This window comes from Pseudomonas sp. 22082, assembly GCF_052046055.1.
GTDB classification, from domain to species: Bacteria; Pseudomonadota; Gammaproteobacteria; order Pseudomonadales; family Pseudomonadaceae; genus Aquipseudomonas; species Aquipseudomonas pharyngis.
Genome location: NZ_JBQEQB010000004.1, coordinates 291,029 through 309,532 on the forward strand (window position 1 = coordinate 291,029; position 18,504 = coordinate 309,532).

The following is an 18,504-nucleotide window of genomic DNA, read 5'->3' on the forward strand; positions in this document are numbered from 1 at the left end:
GAGGGCGCCGCGTTTTTTTATGGCCTGCGAATCAGAAGTCGAGCGCTACGCCGACGTTGATCCCTTGCTGGGTAAAGTCGTCATCCTTGCGGATGTCGTAGCTGGCGCGCAATGCCAGATCCTTGGTGAGGTTGTGGCTCACGCCGAGGTTCAGGCGGTTCAGGTTGGTTTGAGGGGCATAGCCGGCCAGGGTGTAGCGGTTGTTCGGCAGGCTATTGAGGTTCATCGTCACATGCTGGGTGTCGTCGTTGTACTCGCGCTCATGGGCCAGTTCGCCGAACACCTGGGTCTGCGAGGTGATCTGGTACTTGCCCTGGATCCCGAGGCCGAGACGCCGGGAAATGCGCGACTGGTCATCGAACGTCAGTGCCGTGGAGTCGGCGCCATTTTCCGAGTAGCCATCGACTTCAACCTTGGCGAAATCGGCGCTGACGAATGGCGACAGGTGCCATGGGCTGCTCGCTTCTGGCGCAATGTCGTAGCCCACGCGTCCGTTGAAGGCCAGAACATAGCCGTCGGTATCGCCTTTCTCGCCGCGTTCGTTGACTCCCAGCTGGAATTTGCGTTTGAGGCTGTCGTAATCCAGATGCCCGGCGGTCACGGCGGCGTCACCCCACCAGCGGTTCTGCTGGTACTGGGCGAACGCGGTGCCAAGGTAGGTGTTCAGCTTGTAGTCCGAGTCGTTGTCGCCGGCCTCGAGTTTCTGGTTGTAGAAACCGGCCGCCACGCCCACGCGCCATGCGTCGTTGAGGCGGTAGCTGCCGCCGATGTTCAGGTTGTAACCGTTGCCGTCGGCGCTGGCGCCGCTGCGCTGGCTGTCGAAGTCCTGATGCTGGCCGCCACCGGCGACAATCGCCCGCCATTGGCCAACGGCCTGCCAGTTTTGCCAATCCGCCAGCCACTGGTTGCGCAGTTCATCCTGATGCGAGCGCAGGGTGCCTTGGGCCATTTGCGGCAACAGGGTCGCTTCCCATGGTGCGGCCAGCAGCGAGTAGGCGTAATCGGCAATCAGGCGCTGCCCGGCTTCGGTCGGGTGGACGGCATCGTTGTAGATCAGCTTGGTCGGATCCGGGGTGGCGCTGTTGATCCCGTACCGCGCGTTCTCCGTGCAACTGTTGCCGCTGAAGCAGGTGCCGACCAGATTCTGGTCGGTCGCCAGACCGAACTGCGCCGGATTGGCGAATGCCTCTTTGAGCAGAACCGGGACGTTCAGCGGGATGACGTTGGCATTGACGCTCTGCAACTGGCTGACCAGTTCGGTGTTGAACTGGGCGCTGAGTTGCGAGGTGAAGGCTTGTAGCGGCGAACCGTTGATGGCTGGCGTCAGGCCGATGTCCGGCAACAGCCAGACCATGATGTAGCGGGCGCCGGCACCTTGCAGTGTGCGTACGCTGTCGACCAGTCGATCGGCGGCGGCATTCGCCTGAGGGAGACTGGTGACCCGGCCCTGGAGGAAGTCGTTGCCGCCCCCGGTCAGGTAATACAGGGCATTCGGGTCGGCGCGGAAACCGTTCGACGGCAGATAACCGGCGCGGGTGCGTTCGCCGGTGGCGGACTGGCTGGTGATCGAGTCGAGAATCTGGTCGGTGCGGTAGCCGCCCACAGCCCAGTTGTTACCGTCCGGCTGGCCTTGGCCGGCACGTACCGCGGAGGACGAGGAGGCGGTTTGATCGGGGGTGAAGCCGAGGCGGCCACCGAGCAATTGCGTGGCGTTGAGCGAGTAGAACTCACCGCTGCCGTCCTGATAGTTCGGACCGGTACGGTTGGTGTAGCGTTCGGTGGCGCCGGCCGGGCCGCCGCTGTCGGTGAAAGTCCCCGCATCGCTGAGGCTGTCGCCGAAGACCACGAAATTCGAATAAGGATTGGGTGCGGCGTTCGCCTGGGCGCAGGCCATCGCGAGCAGGCATCCGGCGAGCGGTACAAACAACGTCTGTTTGATCATGAGCAAGTCCGTTTATTTATTGTTGTAGTGAACGAAACGACAGTACCAAAAACTTCCGGCGTTTTGCCATCGGTCGTCAACCCTCCCATTGTTTTATCCCCCACGGCCCCGGCCATATTGCACGCTCCGCCCAGCTAAGTTACTGTGCCGAAACGTATGAACGAGACCTTCCCCGTGTTGATCACCAGCAAACTTCTGGATCAAGTCATCAAGGCACACGCCCGCTGGCGTTGGCGCGCCTGAATCTATTCTGCCGGCTCCGCCGGATCTGTATCGCTTTGCCTTCCTTGCCCGTTTGAAATGCCGCTGTGCCGACGCGACCTGCGCGTCTGACCGTGTGCAGCGCCTGGCAAGTCATCCGAAGGCTGTCTTCAAGTCAGAATTCAAGAGGTTCGAAACGCCATGTTGCTGATGATCGACAACTACGACTCCTTTACTTACAACGTTGTGCAATACCTCGGCGAGTTGGGTGCCGAGGTCAAGGTGGTGCGCAACGACGAACTGACCATTGCCGAAATCGAAGCGCTCAACCCTGAGCGCATCGTCGTATCCCCGGGCCCGTGCACACCGACCGAAGCCGGTATCTCCATCGAAGCCATCAAGCACTTCGCCGGCAAACTGCCGATCCTCGGCGTCTGCCTCGGCCACCAGTCCATCGGCCAGGCTTTTGGCGGCGACGTCGTCCGCGCCCGCCAGGTGATGCACGGTAAGACTAGTCCGGTATTCCACGAGGACAAGGGTGTGTTTGCCGGGCTGAACCGCCCGCTGACCGTCACCCGCTATCATTCCCTGATCGTCAAACACGAAACGTTGCCCGATTGCCTGGAGCTGACCGCGTGGACCCAGCACGATGACGGTTCGGTCGACGAAATCATGGGCCTGCGTCACAAGACCCTGAACATCGAGGGCGTACAGTTCCACCCGGAATCGATCCTCACCGAGCAGGGCCATGAACTGTTCGCCAACTTCCTCAAACAAACCGGCGGCACGCGCTAAGGACTTTCCATGAATATCAAGACAGCCCTGAGCCGTATCGTCGATCATCTCGACCTCAGCACCGATGAAATGCGCGACGTGATGCGCGAAATCATGACCGGCCAATGCACGGATGCGCAGATCGGCGCGTTCATGATGGCCATGCGCATGAAGAGCGAGAGCATCGACGAAATCGTCGGCGCCGTGTCGGTGATGCGCGAACTGGCGGACAAGGTCGAGCTCAAGACCCTCGACGGCGTGGTCGATGTGGTCGGCACCGGCGGTGACGGGGCGAATATTTTCAACGTGTCGACCGCGTCTTCCTTTGTGGTCGCTGCTGCTGGCTGCACCGTGGCCAAGCACGGTAACCGTGCGGTGTCGGGCAAGAGCGGCAGTGCCGACCTGCTGGAAGCCGCCGGCATCTACCTCAACCTGACCCCGGTTCAGGTGGCGCGCTGCATCGATAACGTCGGCATCGGTTTCATGTTTGCCCAGACTCACCACAAAGCCATGAAGTACGCCGCCGGCCCGCGCCGCGATCTCGGTCTGCGCACCCTGTTCAACATGCTCGGCCCGCTTACGAATCCGGCCGGTGTGAAACATCAGGTGGTGGGCGTGTTCACCCCGGCGCTGTGCCGGCCGTTGGCTGAAGTCTTGCAGCGTCTGGGCAGCAAGCACGTGCTGGTGGTGCATTCGAAGGACGGTCTGGACGAATTCAGCCTGGCGGCGCCGACCTTTGTCGCCGAGCTGAAAGACGATCAGATCTCCGAGTACTGGGTCGAGCCGGAAGATCTGGGCATGAAGAGCCAGAGCCTGCATGGCCTGTCGGTCGAAGGCCCGGAGGCGTCGCTGGCGCTGATCCGCGATGCACTGGGCAAGCGCAAGACCGAGAACGGCCAGAAGGCTGCCGAAATGATCGTGCTCAATGCCGGTGCGGCGCTGTACGCCGCCGACCTGGCGACAAGTCTGAAAGAGGGCGTGGCACTGGCCCACGACGCTCTGCACACCGGTCTTGCTCGGGAAAAACTCGAGGAGTTGGGTGCCTTTACCGCGGTATTCAAAGTGGAGAATGAGGGATGAGTGTACCGACGGTTCTGGAAAACATTCTGGCCCGCAAGGTTCAGGAAGTCGCCGAGCGCAGCGCTCGTGTGAGCCTGAGCGAGCTGGAAAGTCTGGCCAAGGCGGCCGATGCACCCCGTGGTTTTGCCCAGGCATTGCTGGCGCAAGCCAAGAAGAAACAACCGGCGGTCATCGCCGAAATCAAGAAGGCGTCGCCGAGCAAAGGCGTGATCCGCGAGAACTTCGTTCCCGCCGAGATCGCCAAAAGCTACGAGAAGGGCGGGGCGACCTGCCTGTCGGTGCTGACCGATATCGACTATTTCCAGGGCGCCGATGCCTACCTGCAACAGGCCCGCGCGGCGTGCTCGCTGCCGGTGATCCGCAAGGATTTCATGATCGATCCGTACCAGATCGTCGAAGCCCGTGCCTTGGGCGCCGATTGCGTGTTGTTGATCGTCTCCGCGCTGGATGACGTGAAAATGGCCGAACTGGCGTCGGTGGCCAAAGATGTCGGCCTCGATGTGCTGGTGGAAGTGCACGACGGCGATGAGCTGGAACGCGCGTTGAAAACCCTCGACACGCCGCTGGTCGGAGTCAATAACCGCAATCTGCACACCTTTGACGTGAGTCTGGAAACCACCCTCGACTTGCTGCCGCGCATTCCGCGTGATCGCCTGGTCATTACTGAGAGCGGCATCCTCAATCGTGCCGATGTCGAGTTGATGGAAATCAGCGATGTCTATGCGTTCCTGGTCGGCGAAGCGTTCATGCGCGCCGAAAGCCCGGGCATTGAACTGCAGCGTCTGTTCTTCCCTGAACGCGGCGTTCCGGTGAGCGGTTCGACCCTCGACTGATTCATTCAGACCGAGTCGACTCATTCGCGGGCAAGCCCGCTCCCACAGGAGAAATGCATTCCTGATGTGGGAGCGGGCTTGCTCGCGAAGAGGCCATAAGATTCACCACAGACTGATCGTCTAACGGACTTCTTTATGACTCCAGTTTCCCTGACCATCGAAGCCGGTCTGCAAGCCGAACAGGATCTGCTGGCCTCGGTCTGCGCCGGCGATGCCGAATTCGGTCTGCTGTTCTGGCAGCCCAGCGATCGCGCTTTGGTCATGCCGCGCCGTTTGAATCGCCTCTCCGGATTCGATCACGCCTGCGAAGTCTCCGCTGCGGCCGGTTGGCCGGTGTTGCTGCGTGAAACCGGTGGCGAACCGGTTCCGCAATCGGCGTCGACCATCAATATTGCACTGGTCTACGCACCGCCTCGCAACGAAGGCGATCTGAACCGCATCGAAACCGGTTACCGGCGTCTGTGTGGTCCGATCTGTGAGTTGCTGGATGAGTTGGGCGGCACTTCGTCGTTGGGTGAAATCGACGGTGCGTTTTGCGACGGTCGCTTCAACGTCAATCTCGACGGTCGCAAGATGGTCGGCACCGCTCAGCGCTGGCGCCAGAGTCAGGGTGGTCAGCGTCCGGTGGGGTTGGTGCACGGGGCGATGCTGGTGGATGACGAACGTGAGTCGATGGTCGCGGCGGTCAACCGATTCAACGAGGCGTGTGGCCTGGAGCAGCGGGTACGTGCCGCCAGCCACATCGCTCTGCACGAAAAATTCCCGGCGCCCCATGCACTGGCACGCCTTGATGAACTCTTTCGTTTGATGCTGGCGCAGATCTACGCCGGCTGAGATTGAGAACTCAGCGAGTGCCGAAGACCACCATGGTCTTGCCTTTCACATCCACCAGGTTGCGTTCTTCAAGATCCTTGAGCACGCGACCGACCATCTCTCGCGAACAACCGACAATCCGGCCGATTTCCTGACGGGTCACCTTGATCTGCATGCCGTCCGGGTGAGTCATGGCGTCCGGTTGCTTGCACAGCTCCAGCAGGCAGCGAGCGACACGGCCGGTAACGTCGAAGAACGCCAGGTCGCCGACCTTGCGTGTGGTGTTGCGCAGACGTTGTGCGATTTGTCCGCTGAGCACGTAAAGAATGTCCGGATCCTGTTGCGACAATTCGCGGAACTTGGCGTAGCTGATTTCCGCGACTTCGCACTCAACCTTGGCCCGCACCCAGGCGCTGCGCTGCTGTTCCTGGCCGGCCTCTTCGAAAAGACCCAGCTCGCCGAAGAAGTCCCCGGCATTCAGGTACGCGATGATCATTTCGCGGCCGTCGTCGTCCTCGATCAGGATCGTGACCGAACCGCGGATGATGAAATACAGCGTGTCGGAGCGATCTCCGGCGCAGATGATGTTGCTCTTGGCCGCGTGACGGCGGCGCTGGCAATGCATCAGCAGCTTGTCGAGGTTCTTGATTTTGGGTGTGGGGGTAATACCAACCATGGTTGTATCCCGAAAAGACTGCACGGTTATATTTGGTTTTTATATGAGGCGCTGAGGCGGTCGCTACACAGTCTGGCGAAGGCGCCAGTGAATTGGCGCCAGCTTACCAGACACTTCGTCGAAATTTCGAGAAATCACCTACGCTGAAGGTGCATTCGTCCTAGGAACCTGCTCGCTGTCCGGGCAGGGCCCTGTGCTAAGCTGGCGACCCTTTTTTCTACAGTGGAGTCTTGGCGATGAAGGCACGCATCCAATGGGCTGGCGAAGCCATGTTCCTCGGCGAATCCGGCAGCGGTCATGTCGTGGTCATGGACGGTCCGCCGGACGCCGGTGGTCGTAACCTGGGTGTCCGCCCGATGGAAATGCTCCTGCTGGGTGTCGGCGGTTGCAGCAATTTCGACGTGGTCAGCATTTTGAAGAAGTCCCGTCAGGCAGTTGAAAGCTGCGAAGCCTTTCTGGATGCCGAACGCGCGACCGAAGATCCAAAAGTGTTCACCAAGATCCACATGCACTTCGTGGTCAAGGGTCGGGGTTTGAAAGAAGCCCAGGTCAAACGCGCCATCGAACTGTCTGCGGAGAAGTATTGCTCGGCCTCGATCATGCTCGGCGCGGCTGGCGTAGCGATCACCCACGACTACGAAATCGTTGAACTCGGCTGAGCCGACATTCAACTATCATAAAAGCAGTGCAGACTCTGGCGATCCCCCGCTGACGTCTGCATAATGCGCCACTTTTTTCAGGGCCGTGATCAGTCAATCGACGGGTCATCCGCCTGAACAGATAACCAAAATCGCCATCGCGAAGAGGTGTTAACCGTCCTACGCAGGTGCGTTGTTCGCACTTGACGGGCATGCTTGATCACGCGGCCGTGCCGCATACATAGAGAGTTTTTAACGGTGAAAAGCAAACTCAAGCTCCACGGGTTCAATAACCTGACAAAGACCTTGAGCTTCAACATCTATGACATCTGCTACGCGGAAACCCCGCAAGACCAGCAGGCTTACGTCGAGTACATCAATCAAGAGTACAACGCCGAACGCCTGACGCAGATCCTCACGGAAGTTGTCGAAATCATTGGTGCCAACATTCTGAACATTGCGAGTCAGAACTATGAGCCTCAGGGTGCCAGCGTCACGATTCTGATCTCGGAAGAGCCGGTGACTCCGACCGAAAGCCAGATCGAAGAATCCCCGGGCCCGTTGCCCGAAATCATCCTGGCCCACCTCGACAAGAGCCATATCACGGTGCACACCTACCCGGAAATCCATCCGGACGCCGGTATTGCGACCTTCCGTGTGGACATCGATGTGTCGACCTGTGGTGTCATTTCACCGCTCAAAGCGCTCAACTTCCTCATTCACCAGTTCGATTCGGACATCGTGACCGTGGATTACCGTGTGCGCGGCTTCACCCGTGACGTTGAAGGCAACAAGCACTTCATCGACCACGAGATCAACTCGATCCAGAACTACCTTTCCGATGACACTCGCGACGCGTACCAGATGACCGACGTGAACGTGTACCAGGAAAACCTGTTCCACACCAAAATGCTGCTGAAGAACTTCGAACTGGACAACTACCTGTTCGGCGATGCCACCAGCAACCTGTCTTCCGAGCAACGCGCTCAGGTGGCCGAGCGTGTGAAGCACGAAATGCTGGAAATCTTCTACGCGCGCAATATGCCGAGCTAAGAAATCCGGGCACAAAAAAAGGCGACTGCTTTGCGGCAGTCGCCTTTTTTACGGGCGTTTTTCAGATCCGGTAAGTGCTCTTGGTCATCACTTTGGCCAACAGGCTCATGCCGAACTTCACCGGAGCCGGAAAACGGAAACCACCAGCCTCCAGTGCACTTTCCGCATGATGCTCTTCATCAATACGCATCTGTTCCAGAATCGCCCGGGATTTTTCGTCCTCGGCCGGCAGTTGCTCAAGATGCTCGTTCAGATGCTTGCAGACCTGATGCTCGGTCGCCGCGACAAATCCGAGGCTGACCTTGTCGCTGATCAGCCCGGCGACTGCGCCGATCCCGAACGACATGCCATAGAACAGCGGATTGAGCACGCTGGTGTGGCTGCCCAACTGGTGAATGCGCTGTTCGCACCAGACCAGATGATCGATCTCTTCTTCGGCCGCATGCTCCATGGCCTCGCGCACCTGCGGCAGCTTGGCGGTCAGCGCCTGGCCCTGATACAGCGCCTGGGCGCAGACTTCGCCGGTGTGGTTGATGCGCATCAGACCGGCGACGTGGCGGGTGTCTTCATCGCTCATCTGCACATCGGGCTGCACGATCGCTGGCGACGGACGGTACGGCTGGCCGCTGAAGGGCAGCAAGGTACGCATCGCGGCATCGGCTTGCAGCAGAAGACGATCAATGGGCGAGTAGTGACGTTGGGTAGTCATGCTGACCTCCGGGAAGAATCTCGGCGGCCAGTTTAACCGAATCGGCCGTGGAAGGTTTGCGCTGGGTCATGTGGGAGCGGGGCGCTCCCACCGATCTCTGGGTTCAATCAGCCCGGCGGCCAGTTCATCTGGCGTTGACCGAGAACGTGCATGTGAATGTGGTAGACCGTCTGCCCGCCCATTTCATTGCAGTTCATCACCACCCGGAAGCCTTCCTCGCAGCCCAGCTCCAGCGCCAGACGCTGGGCGGTGAACAGGATATGCCCGGCCAGTGCCTTGTCGTCTTCGGTCAGGTCATTGAGGGTGCGCACCGGTTTCTTCGGGATCACCAGAAAATGCACCGGTGCCTGTGGGGCGATATCGTGGAACGCCAGAACCTGGTCGTCCTCGTAAATGATCTTCGCCGGGATTTCCCGGTTGATGATCTTGGTGAACAGAGTATCCACAGCTGTTTTCTCCGTTGTTTGGGCTGGCCTGAGTGTACTCATAGGGTGATAAGGCCGCCCAGTGTTTTGCCGTAGGACTTTTCAGCGCGGGCAGTAAGCCTTGTTGACCATGCCGATAATCGTGCGATTGAGCCAGCGCGAACCGAGCCGTGGCAGAAAGGCGAACCAGCGGTTTCGGCGTCCGGGAATGATGATTGCGCGGTTTTTCTCCAGGGCGCGCACGGTATACAGCGCGACCTCCTCGGGGCTCATCAGCAATTTGCTGGCGTTGAGTTTGTCGTTGTTCAGTTGCGCGGTGCGAAAGAACGCGGTGCGGGTCGGACCGGGGCAGAGCACCGACACTTTGACCGCACACTTCTTCAATTCCACCCGCAGTGCTTCCGAGAAGTGCAGAACATACGCCTTGCTGGCGTAGTAGGTGCTCATCCAGGGCCCAGGGTTGAAGGCCGCCACCGACGCGACATTGAGAATCTGCCCGCCGCCCTGCAACGCCATGCTGTTGCCGATGGCATGGCAGAGGCGGGTGAGGGCGAGGATGTTCACTTCGATCAGGTCCTGTTCGGTCATCCAGTCCTGGGCCAGAAACGGGCCGCAAGTACCGATGCCGGCGCAATTGACCAGCAGATCGATCTGCCGGTCGCCTTCTTCCAGCTCCAGCAGGAAACCGGACAGGCGCAGCGGCTCACCGAGGTCGCAGGCGCGGAACAGCACCTCCACGCCGAAGCGTTGGGTCAGTTCAATCGCAATGCTTTCCAGCTGATCACGCTGGCGGGCCACCAGAATCAGGCTGCGGCCACGGCGCGCCAGGGCTTCGGCCATCGCCAGGCCGATGCCACTGGAGGCGCCGGTGATCAGAGCGTAACGGGTCATGCAAATCTCCATCGCAACAGCGCCGCGCCGTCGACGCAGGTGTCACGGCGGGGAGCGTTGTTCATTCTTTCGCAGAGTCTACAGGGGCGAGGGCGGCTTCGGCTGCATCGTCTGCCGAATTCGCGGCGGGTTCGACTTCGACCTCGATATCATCGGTGGTCACCGAACCGCTCTCATAGCTGCTTTCAAGACTGCTTTCGTACTCTTCCTGGATGGCGGTAATCCCGCCCAGCATGCCGCCCATGAAAAACAGCCCGATAAACACGATCCACAAAGAGCACAGCACTTTGACTGCCGTACTGTTCGGCGGAGGGGGTGGACCGTAGCGATTGGCGCCGGTATTGCCCGGCACGACCATGATCACCAGCGGGAAGAAGCTGCCCACGAAAGGCACCAGCGTCAGCAGCCAGAGCCAGCCGGACCAGCCAATATCGTGAAGGCGCTGGATGCTGAACAGGATCCCGACAATCGCGAAGGCCAAAAACAGGAAGAAGGCGAGGAGGCCGCCGATGATCAGGCCGGTGGTCGAGTCGGCGCTCACCAGGCCCAGGCCGATCAGCGCGAATACGCTGACGATTGGCAGGGCTACCAGGCTCAACACCATCGACCATGCCAGGTAACGCAAACGGCCGATCCGGCCTTCGACGCTGAGCGGCTTTAGAGGCGCGAATGCCGGCAGGCTTTCACCGACGGCGGCGCGAGGAGGCGCGTAAGGCGAGTCGGGTTCGGTGACGGCGGCGCCTTGCTCGTGGACATCCGACAGATTCAGTTCGATGGGCGTTTCCGTTTCGATCCGGGCATCGATCCCGGTCTTGCCCAGCGCTTGCAGATAAGTCTGCGCATCGCTGTGCGACAGATCACGCTTGAGCGCGACGGTGCGGCCATTGAACAGACGCTCGATGGCGGCAACATCGCTTTTGAACAGATTGGCCAGGTTGAGCTTGGCCGTGGTGATATCGACGCCGGGCTGGAGCGCGCCGTCGAAAACGATCTTGTAACGGGGTTCGCTCATGGCCGAGGCATCCTTGTCGCGAGATAAATTGAGTCTAAGGCCAGTCAGACAGCGACCGGCCAGGTTTCATTCAGCGCGGCCAGCGTTTCGGCAGTTGCGCTGCGTGCTCCAGGGCTTGGCGATACTCCGCATCAAGACGCGCCACCAGTTGATCCACGCTTGGCAGATCGTCGATCTGCCCGACGCCTTGACCCGCCGACCACACGGTTTTCCAGGCCTTGGCTTCGTCATTGATCGGCTTGAGTTTGTCGCCGAAGTTCACCTCACCCTTGCCCTGCAGGGCTGCCATGTCGAAACCGGCGGCCTCCAGGCTTTGGCGCATGAAACTGGCCGGAACACCGGACACGGCAGGAGTATGAATGATGTCGGCGGCTTTGGCAGTCAGCAGCATCTGCTTGTAGGCGTCAGGCGCATGACTTTCAGTGGTGCCGATAAATCGCGTGCCGAAGTAGGCCAGATCCGCGCCGAGCAGTTGTGCGGCGAGAATCTCGTGCCCATGGTTCAAACATCCTGCAAGCAACAGGGTCTTTTCGAAGAACTCGCGGATCTCGGCGATCAGCGAGAACGGGCTCCAGGTCCCGGCGTGCCCACCGGCACCGGCCGCGACGGCGATCAAGCCATCGACACCGGCCTCGGCGGCTTTCTCGGCATGGCGGCGGGTCGTCACGTCGTGGAAGACCAGGCCGCCGTAACTGTGCACGGCGTCTACTACTTCCTTCACCGCGCCGAGGCTGGTGATGACGATGGGGACTTTGTGTTCGACGCAGATGTTCAGGTCCGCCTCCAGACGTGGATTGCTCTTGTGAACAATCAGATTCACGGCATAAGGCGCCGGGTTCTCCAGTGTCGCCAGTCCCGCTTCGATCTGCTCCAGCCAGGCCTTGAATCCGCTGCTTTCGCGTTGATTCAGCGCCGGAAAGCTGCCGACCACGCCGTTACGGCAGCACGCCAGCACCAGTTTAGGATTGGAGATCAGAAACATCGGTGCTGCCACTACGGGCAGACGCAGACGTTGTTCGAGCAGAGCGGGCAGCGACATCGGAAGTACCCCGGAAAGTTGTATTTGTTGAAGTTAGAACGGCTTGACCACGACCAGAATTACGATAGCCAGCAATAGCAGAACCGGCACTTCATTGAACCAGCGATAAAAGACATGGCTGCGGGTGTTCTCGCCACGGGCAAAACGTTTTACCTGCGCGCCGCACATGTGGTGGTAACCGATCAACAGCACGACCAGGGTCAGTTTGGCGTGGATCCAGCCACCGCTGCTGAAGATGCTCGGGTTCAGGTAGATCAGCCAGCCGCCGAAGATCAGCGCGGCGATCATTGCCGGGCCCATGATGCCGCGATAGAGCTTGCGTTCCATGATGCTGAAGCGTTCCTTGCTGATCGTGTCTTCACTTTGCGCGTGATAAACGAACAGTCGCGGAAGATAGAAGAGGCCGGCAAACCAGCACACGATGCTGACGATATGTAGCGCTTTGATCCACAGATAGAGCATTTTTGGTTATTCCCTGATTCACGGTAAGCCGGATAGTAGAGGCTTGAGCGTCCGCACGTCACCTTGGCGGTTGTCGCAGGCGCGCGCGGCCCCTATTATCGACGGCTTTCCAGTGGGTTCGTTGAGGGCAGGTTTATGGTCAAGGTCGGTATCGTCGGCGGCACGGGTTACACCGGTGTCGAACTGCTGCGTCTGTTGGCACAGCATCCGCAGGCAGAAGTGGTGGTCATCACTTCCCGATCCGAGGCCGGTCTGGCCGTGGCTGACATGTATCCGAACCTGCGCGGCCACTATGACGGTCTGGCATTCAGCGTGCCGGACATCAAGACGCTGGGCGCTTGCGACGTGGTGTTCTTTGCAACTCCCCACGGCGTCGCCCACGCACTGGCCGGCGAACTGCTGGCGGCAGGCACCAAGGTCATCGACCTGTCGGCAGACTTCCGTCTGCAGGACGCCGATGAATGGGCCAAGTGGTACGGCCAGCCGCACGGTGCACCGGAGCTGCTGGACGAAGCGGTTTACGGCTTGCCGGAAGTCAATCGTGAGCAAATCAAGAAAGCACGCCTGATCGCGGTGCCGGGTTGCTATCCGACCGCGACGCAGCTGGGTTTCCTGCCGTTGCTTGAGGCGGGCATTGCCGATGCTTCGCACCTGATCGCCGACTGCAAATCCGGTGTCAGCGGTGCCGGTCGAGGTGCTGCCGTAGGCTCGCTGTACTCCGAGACGTCGGAAAGCATGAAGGCCTATGCGGTGAAAGGTCACCGTCATCTGCCGGAAATTCGCCAGGGACTTCGTCGTGCCGCAGGCAAGGACGTCGGTCTGACTTTCGTGCCGCACCTGACGCCGATGATCCGTGGCATTCACTCTACGCTCTACGCGACGGTGGTGGATCGCTCGGTGGATCTGCAGGCGCTGTTCGAGAAGCGTTATGCCAATGAGCCGTTCGTCGATGTGATGCCAGCCGGCAGCCATCCGGAAACCCGTAGCGTGCGTGGCGCCAACGTCTGCCGAATCGCGGTTCATCGTCCGCAGGATGGCGATCTGGTGGTGGTGCTGTCGGTGATCGACAACCTGGTCAAGGGCGCGTCGGGTCAGGCCGTGCAGAACATGAACATCCTGTTCGGGCTGGATGAGCGTCTGGGCCTGTCCCACGCTGGCATGCTGCCGTAACGACCGATCTTGCTTGGTAAAAAGGCCCGTCTGACGGGCCTTTTTGCATTCTGGTGGGTGGATCAGCTTTATTGATATACCGTAACAATAGTTGACCGATTTTCTAGGACAAGCGGATAATGCGCGTCATCACGCATTATGGCGGCGTAACGCCGGGAGATAGTCAGCATGAGCGTCGAATCCTTCACCCCCACGGCTTTGCAATTCACTCAAGGTGCCGCGCACAAGGTGAAGAGCCTGGTCGATGAAGAGGGGAATGATCGCTTGAAGCTGCGCGTATTCGTTACGGGCGGCGGTTGTTCAGGGTTTCAGTACGGCTTCACCTTCGATGAGGATGTGGCCGAGGATGACACCATCGTCGAGCGCGAAGGCGTCAGTCTGGTGGTTGATCCGATGAGCTTCCAGTACCTGGCAGGTGCCGAGGTGGATTATCAGGAAGGTCTGGAAGGTTCGCGTTTCGTGATCAAGAACCCGAATGCCACCACCACTTGTGGTTGCGGCTCCTCGTTCTCGATCTGATCGCGTTTCACCGAACACAATAAAACGCCGCAGAGCCTCACGGTTCTGCGGCGTTTTGTTATCTGCAATTTGTCAGTTGGGGTAGATGGCGCCGAGTACACGCAGGCCTTTGGCGCCGGTGACGCTCGGGCGATTGGCGGCGATGCCTTCCAGACAGCAGTGAGCCAGCCAGGCGAAGGCCATGGCCTCGACCCAGTCCGGATCAACGCCATGAGTCGACGTGCTGGCGACCTTGGCGTTCGGCAGCAGCCCGGCCAGACGATTCATCAGTGTGGCGTTGTGAGCGCCACCGCCGCAGACCAGCAGTTCCCGAGTGTCGGACTGAGCGCTTTGCAGTGAGTCGACAATAGTCAGTGCGGTGAGCTCCAGCAGCGTCGCTTGCACGTTCTCCGCCGGGAACACTGGCAGGCGCGAAAGGTGTTGCTCCAGCCAGGGCAGGTTGAAGACTTCGCGGCCGGTGCTCTTCGGGCCTTGCGTCACGAAAAACGGATCGCTGAGCAGGGCTTTCAGCAGGGTGGGCTCAGCTTTGCCGCTGGCTGCCCATTGCCCGTTGCGGTCGTAGTTCTCGCCCCGGCGCTGATGAATCCAGGCATCCATCAGCACATTCCCCGGCCCACAGTCGAAACCGGCTACAGGCTTGTTCGGCTCAATCAGACTGAGATTGCTGAAACCGCCGACATTCAGGACCGCACGGTTACCTGTACGCTCTTCGAACAACGCTTCATGAAAGGCCGGAACCAGCGGGGCTCCCTGGCCACCGGCGGCTACATCGCGGCTACGGAAGTCGCTGACGACGGTGATGCCGGTCAGTTCAGTGAGCAGGGCGGGGTTACCGATCTGTACGGTGAAACCGCGCGCCGGTTCATGGCGAATGGTCTGGCCGTGGCTGCCGATCGCGCGAATGGCTTCAGGCTTGAGCTGTTGCTGTTCGAGGAGGGTATGGATCCCTTGCGCGGCGAGCTTCACCCAATTCTGCTGGGCAATCGCCGAGCGGGCGATTTCGTCAGGGCCGCTGGCGCACAAGCCAAGCAGCTCGGCGCGCAGGGTGTCAGGCATGGGGATGTAGTGCGTGGCGACCAGATTGATCGCCGAGGATTGCTCGATCAGGGCGATGTCCAGCCCGTCGAGACTGGTGCCGGACATCACGCCGATATACAGAGCCATGGCTTAACGTTTGCTCGAAGCCAGCATGGTGGCTTTTTCCTGATCCATACGAGCCATCAGTGGCTGGCTCTGCGCCAGGAAGCGAGCTCGTTCGGATTTGGCGATCGGGTCGGCCATCGGCAGCTTCTGGCCCAATGGATCGACGTGGACACCGTTGACCTGGAACTCATAGTGCAGGTGCGGGCCGGTGGACAGGCCGGTGGTGCCGATGTAACCGATCACTTGGCCCTGTTTAACTGTGCCGCCGGTCTTCACGCCCTTGGCGAAGCCCTGCATGTGCCCATACAGCGTACGGTAAGTGTTGCCGTGCTGGATGATTACGGTGTTGCCGTAACCGCCGCGACGGCCGGCCAGCAGCACTTTGCCGTCGCCGGCAGCCTTGATCGGCGTACCGCGTGGAGCGGCGTAGTCGACGCCTTTGTGGGCACGGATCTTGTTGAGGATCGGGTGTTTGCGGCCCATGGAAAATTTAGAGCTGATGCGGGCGAAGTCCACCGGTGTACGGATGAACGCCTTGCGCATGCTGTTGCCATCGGCGGTGTAGTAGCTGCTGTTGCCTTGCTTGTTGGTGTAACGCACGGCGGTGTAAGTCTTGCCGCGGTTGGTGAAGCGGGCGGACAGGATCGGACCGTTGCCAACGGCTTTGCCGTTGACCACTTTCTGTTCATAGATCACATCGAACTCGTCACCCTGGCGGATATCCTGGGCGAAGTCGACGTCGTAGCCAAAGACACTGGCCATGTCCATGGTCAGGCTGTGGGACAGGCCTGCGCGGGCGGCGGACTGCGACAGCGAGCTGTTGATCACACCGTGTACATAAGCGGTGCGAACAGTCGGTTTGGCGGTAACGCGGTTGAACACATAACCCTTGTCATTCTTGGTCAGGGTGATGGTTTCAATGTCGCTGACCTTGCTGTGCAGGTTGGTCAGCTGACCTTGTGGATTCAATTCGAATTCGAGTTTCTGGCCATGTTTGAGCTGACTGAACTGCTTGGCTTGTTTATCACTGGCCAGCACTTCATGGACGGCCGCGGCCGGGAGGCCGACTTTCTCGAACAGTGTAGAAAGCGTATCGCCCTTGGAGACGATCACTTCCCTGTGATTTGGGGCCTTCTTTTCTTCAGCTACCGGTGTCGGCGCTGGTGCAGCCTGAGCGGTTTCCTGCGTCTCTTCGGCGCTGTTTTCGATCTGCGCGAAAGGGGAGGCTACGGACTCATTTGTGGCTTGAGCTGCGTCGGCAGCGTCTTGATCTTGTGTCAGTTGTTCAGCAGGACTTTCCAGTTCAAGGCTCAGCGTTGTCTTTTTGGCTTCAACATCACTGGATGGAAACACCAGGAGCGCCAGGCTGAGAAGGGCGGCGATACCACTTGCGGCGAGCAGGTGGGTCTTCGGGTAAAGCGGTGGCGCTTTAGACGGTTCAGTGGTCATAAGTAATTTGACTTTGAAAAAGATGAATTGGAAAAGATGAATGACATGATGAAGATGAAATAACTGTATAAAATATAACCAAATCATCTCTGAAGCAAGTCTGCGGACGCCCTGTCCGTGGATTGGTGTCCGTGCGCCGGGCAAAACTTGTATTTGGTGCGCGATCTTGTATGGTTGGTTCCCTTTGAATCTGAGCCTTGCGGGTCTGTTATGAAGTCGGTTGAAGAGCAGCTAGCGCTGATTAAACGTGGTGCGGAAGAACTGTTGGTCGAGTCCGAGCTGATCGAAAAGCTCAAGCGTGGCCAGCCGCTGCGAATCAAGGCCGGCTTCGATCCAACTGCGCCGGACCTGCACCTTGGTCACACTGTGCTTATTAATAAGCTGCGCCAGTTCCAGGAACTGGGGCATCAGGTGATCTTCCTTATTGGTGATTTCACCGGAATGATCGGTGATCCGAGCGGCAAGAGCGCCACTCGCCCTCCATTGACCCGTGAGCAGGTTCTGGAAAACGCCGAGACCTACAAGACTCAGGTGTTCAAGATTCTTGATCCGGCGAAAACCGAAGTCGCGTTCAACTCCACCTGGATGGATCAGATGGGGCCGGCGGACTTTATTCGTCTGACTTCGCAGTACACCGTTGCTCGTATGCTCGAGCGTGATGACTTCGATAAGCGCTACACCACCAATCAGCCGATTGCCATTCACGAATTCCTCTATCCGCTGGTGCAGGGTTATGACTCGGTTGCTTTGCGCGCTGACGTTGAGCTGGGTGGTACCGATCAGAAGTTCAACCTGCTGATGGGGCGTGAGCTGCAGCGTGGTTATGGCCAGGAAGCGCAGTGCATCCTGACGATGCCGTTGCTTGAAGGTCTGGATGGCGTGAAGAAGATGTCCAAGTCGCTGGGCAACTACGTCGGTATCCAGGAAGCGCCGGGTGTCATGTACAGCAAGCTGGTCTCGATTCCTGATGCGTTGATGTGGCGCTACTTCGAGTTGCTCAGCTTCCGTTCGATGGATGAGATCAATGCTTTCCGTGCTGATGTTGAAGCGGGTGCCAACCCGCGTGATATCAAGATCAAGCTGGCCGAAGAGATTGTTGCGCGCTTCCATGGTGAAGAGGCTGCGGCCAATGCTCACCGTGGTGCGGGTAACCGTATGAAGGATGGTGAGTTGCCGGATGATCTCCCAGAGGTCGAACTGACTGCTGCCGAGGATATGCCGATTGCTGCTGTCCTTAATAAGGCAGGACTGGTGAAGAACTCTGCGGCTGCTCGTGATCTGTTGGCTTCCGGTGGTGTGCGTGTAGATGGTGAGGTGGTTGATCGTTCCTTTATATATGTACTGGGCGCAACCCACGTTTGCCAGGCGGGCAAGAAGGCTTTTGCACGGATTACGCTTAAATCTGAGTAAAGTTGAAATAAGGGGTTGACGGCGAATTCTGAGTCTCTATAATTCGCCCCACTTCCGGCGCAGTCGAAACGGAAAACTCCTTGAGATTCAATGAGTTAAGTATGTTTCGAGAGTGGATCGCTTCAGTTCATCGAAGCCAGGAAGGAGTTGGAAATGCCGGTTTTTCTGGTGCTTTCAACGGTTCGATCTTCTCGGTCGAAAGCGGAGAAAAGAGGTGTTGACAGCAGCGTGTAACGCTGTAGAATTCGCCTCCCGCTAACGAGAG

19 protein-coding genes are annotated in these 18,504 nt (G+C 59.1%); 9 read left to right on the top strand and 10 right to left on the bottom strand.

Annotation, left to right across the window (positions count from 1 at the left end):
• Positions 1-31 precede the first annotated feature (31 nt).
• The gene (gene estP, locus ACTJK9_RS07230) at positions 32-1,942 is read right to left on the bottom strand and encodes an esterase EstP (RefSeq protein ID WP_440813117.1); all 1,911 of its coding nucleotides are present in this window, start codon (positions 1,940-1,942) and stop codon (positions 32-34) included.
• 402 nt (positions 1,943-2,344) lie between these two features.
• Between estP and ACTJK9_RS07235 the strand changes: the two genes are divergently transcribed.
• The 4 genes from ACTJK9_RS07235 to ACTJK9_RS07250 all read left to right on the top strand — a co-directional run bounded on the left by ACTJK9_RS07235 (position 2,345) and on the right by ACTJK9_RS07250 (position 5,664).
• Positions 2,345-2,938, top strand: a complete 594-nt coding sequence (locus ACTJK9_RS07235) for an aminodeoxychorismate/anthranilate synthase component II (protein ID WP_007956309.1) — start codon at positions 2,345-2,347, stop codon at positions 2,936-2,938.
• Between the two features lie 9 nt (positions 2,939-2,947).
• On the top strand, positions 2,948-3,997 hold the full coding sequence (gene trpD, locus ACTJK9_RS07240; RefSeq protein ID WP_064599810.1) for an anthranilate phosphoribosyltransferase: 1,050 nt from the start codon (positions 2,948-2,950) through the stop codon (positions 3,995-3,997).
• Positions 3,994-4,830 carry an indole-3-glycerol phosphate synthase TrpC gene (gene trpC, locus ACTJK9_RS07245; RefSeq protein WP_039768100.1) on the top strand — a complete coding sequence of 279 codons (837 nt, stop codon included), beginning with the start codon at positions 3,994-3,996 and terminating at the stop codon, positions 4,828-4,830. Before trpD ends, trpC begins: the two co-directional genes overlap by 4 nt.
• Positions 4,831-4,965: 135 nt before the next feature.
• Entirely contained in the window at positions 4,966-5,664 is a 699-nt protein-coding gene (locus tag ACTJK9_RS07250; protein WP_440813122.1) for a lipoate--protein ligase family protein, read from the top strand.
• 10 nt (positions 5,665-5,674) lie between these two features.
• Here ACTJK9_RS07250 and crp read toward each other — a convergent pair whose 3' ends face one another.
• Positions 5,675-6,319: a cAMP-activated global transcriptional regulator CRP gene (crp, locus tag ACTJK9_RS07255; RefSeq protein ID WP_011336190.1), complete on the bottom strand. Its 645-nt coding sequence runs from the start codon at positions 6,317-6,319 to the stop codon at positions 5,675-5,677.
• Between the two features lie 236 nt (positions 6,320-6,555).
• Between crp and ACTJK9_RS07260 the strand changes: the two genes are divergently transcribed.
• Together ACTJK9_RS07260 and speD are read left to right on the top strand one after the other, a co-directional pair.
• Positions 6,556-6,978: an OsmC family protein gene (locus ACTJK9_RS07260; RefSeq protein WP_016772921.1), complete on the top strand. Its 423-nt coding sequence runs from the start codon at positions 6,556-6,558 to the stop codon at positions 6,976-6,978.
• Between the two features lie 237 nt (positions 6,979-7,215).
• The gene (gene speD, locus ACTJK9_RS07265; protein ID WP_085612909.1) at positions 7,216-8,010 is read left to right on the top strand and encodes an adenosylmethionine decarboxylase; all 795 of its coding nucleotides are present in this window, start codon (positions 7,216-7,218) and stop codon (positions 8,008-8,010) included.
• Between the two features lie 61 nt (positions 8,011-8,071).
• On the opposite strand, the gene coq7 is transcribed toward speD, so the two are convergent.
• The 6 genes from coq7 to hemJ form a co-directional block, all read right to left on the bottom strand.
• The gene (gene coq7, locus ACTJK9_RS07270) at positions 8,072-8,719 is read right to left on the bottom strand and encodes a 2-polyprenyl-3-methyl-6-methoxy-1,4-benzoquinone monooxygenase (protein WP_007956317.1); all 648 of its coding nucleotides are present in this window, start codon (positions 8,717-8,719) and stop codon (positions 8,072-8,074) included.
• Between the two features lie 107 nt (positions 8,720-8,826).
• A complete protein-coding gene (locus ACTJK9_RS07275) occupies positions 8,827-9,165 on the bottom strand; it encodes a histidine triad nucleotide-binding protein (protein WP_007956318.1) in 339 nt (112 codons plus the stop codon).
• 81 nt (positions 9,166-9,246) lie between these two features.
• Positions 9,247-10,035, bottom strand: a complete 789-nt coding sequence (locus ACTJK9_RS07280) for an SDR family NAD(P)-dependent oxidoreductase (RefSeq protein WP_064599806.1) — start codon at positions 10,033-10,035, stop codon at positions 9,247-9,249.
• Positions 10,036-10,096: 61 nt separating this feature from the next.
• Positions 10,097-11,047, bottom strand: coding sequence for a DUF805 domain-containing protein (locus ACTJK9_RS07285; RefSeq protein ID WP_440813126.1), 951 nt, complete (start codon positions 11,045-11,047; stop codon positions 10,097-10,099).
• A gap of 70 nt (positions 11,048-11,117) precedes the next feature.
• On the bottom strand, positions 11,118-12,086 hold the full coding sequence (locus ACTJK9_RS07290; protein WP_440813128.1) for an NAD(P)H-dependent flavin oxidoreductase: 969 nt from the start codon (positions 12,084-12,086) through the stop codon (positions 11,118-11,120).
• Between the two features lie 33 nt (positions 12,087-12,119).
• Positions 12,120-12,548, bottom strand: a complete 429-nt coding sequence (hemJ, locus tag ACTJK9_RS07295) for a protoporphyrinogen oxidase HemJ (RefSeq protein ID WP_011336184.1) — start codon at positions 12,546-12,548, stop codon at positions 12,120-12,122.
• Positions 12,549-12,683: 135 nt separating this feature from the next.
• Between hemJ and argC the strand changes: the two genes are divergently transcribed.
• Positions 12,684-13,718, top strand: coding sequence for an N-acetyl-gamma-glutamyl-phosphate reductase (gene argC / locus ACTJK9_RS07300; RefSeq protein ID WP_064599800.1), 1,035 nt, complete (start codon positions 12,684-12,686; stop codon positions 13,716-13,718).
• A gap of 168 nt (positions 13,719-13,886) precedes the next feature.
• A complete protein-coding gene (gene erpA, locus ACTJK9_RS07305) occupies positions 13,887-14,237 on the top strand; it encodes an iron-sulfur cluster insertion protein ErpA (RefSeq protein ID WP_003228776.1) in 351 nt (116 codons plus the stop codon).
• Positions 14,238-14,309: 72 nt separating this feature from the next.
• Here erpA and ACTJK9_RS07310 read toward each other — a convergent pair whose 3' ends face one another.
• Positions 14,310-15,401: an anhydro-N-acetylmuramic acid kinase gene (locus ACTJK9_RS07310; RefSeq protein ID WP_064599798.1), complete on the bottom strand. Its 1,092-nt coding sequence runs from the start codon at positions 15,399-15,401 to the stop codon at positions 14,310-14,312.
• A 3-nt stretch (positions 15,402-15,404) separates the two neighbouring features.
• Positions 15,405-16,829 (bottom strand): peptidoglycan DD-metalloendopeptidase family protein, encoded by a 1,425-nt coding sequence (locus ACTJK9_RS07315; RefSeq protein ID WP_440813131.1) that lies wholly within the window; start codon positions 16,827-16,829, stop codon positions 15,405-15,407.
• 210 nt (positions 16,830-17,039) lie between these two features.
• Between ACTJK9_RS07315 and tyrS the strand changes: the two genes are divergently transcribed.
• The gene (tyrS, locus tag ACTJK9_RS07320) at positions 17,040-18,239 is read left to right on the top strand and encodes a tyrosine--tRNA ligase (protein ID WP_011336180.1); all 1,200 of its coding nucleotides are present in this window, start codon (positions 17,040-17,042) and stop codon (positions 18,237-18,239) included.
• The last annotated feature ends 265 nt before the right edge of the window (positions 18,240-18,504 follow it).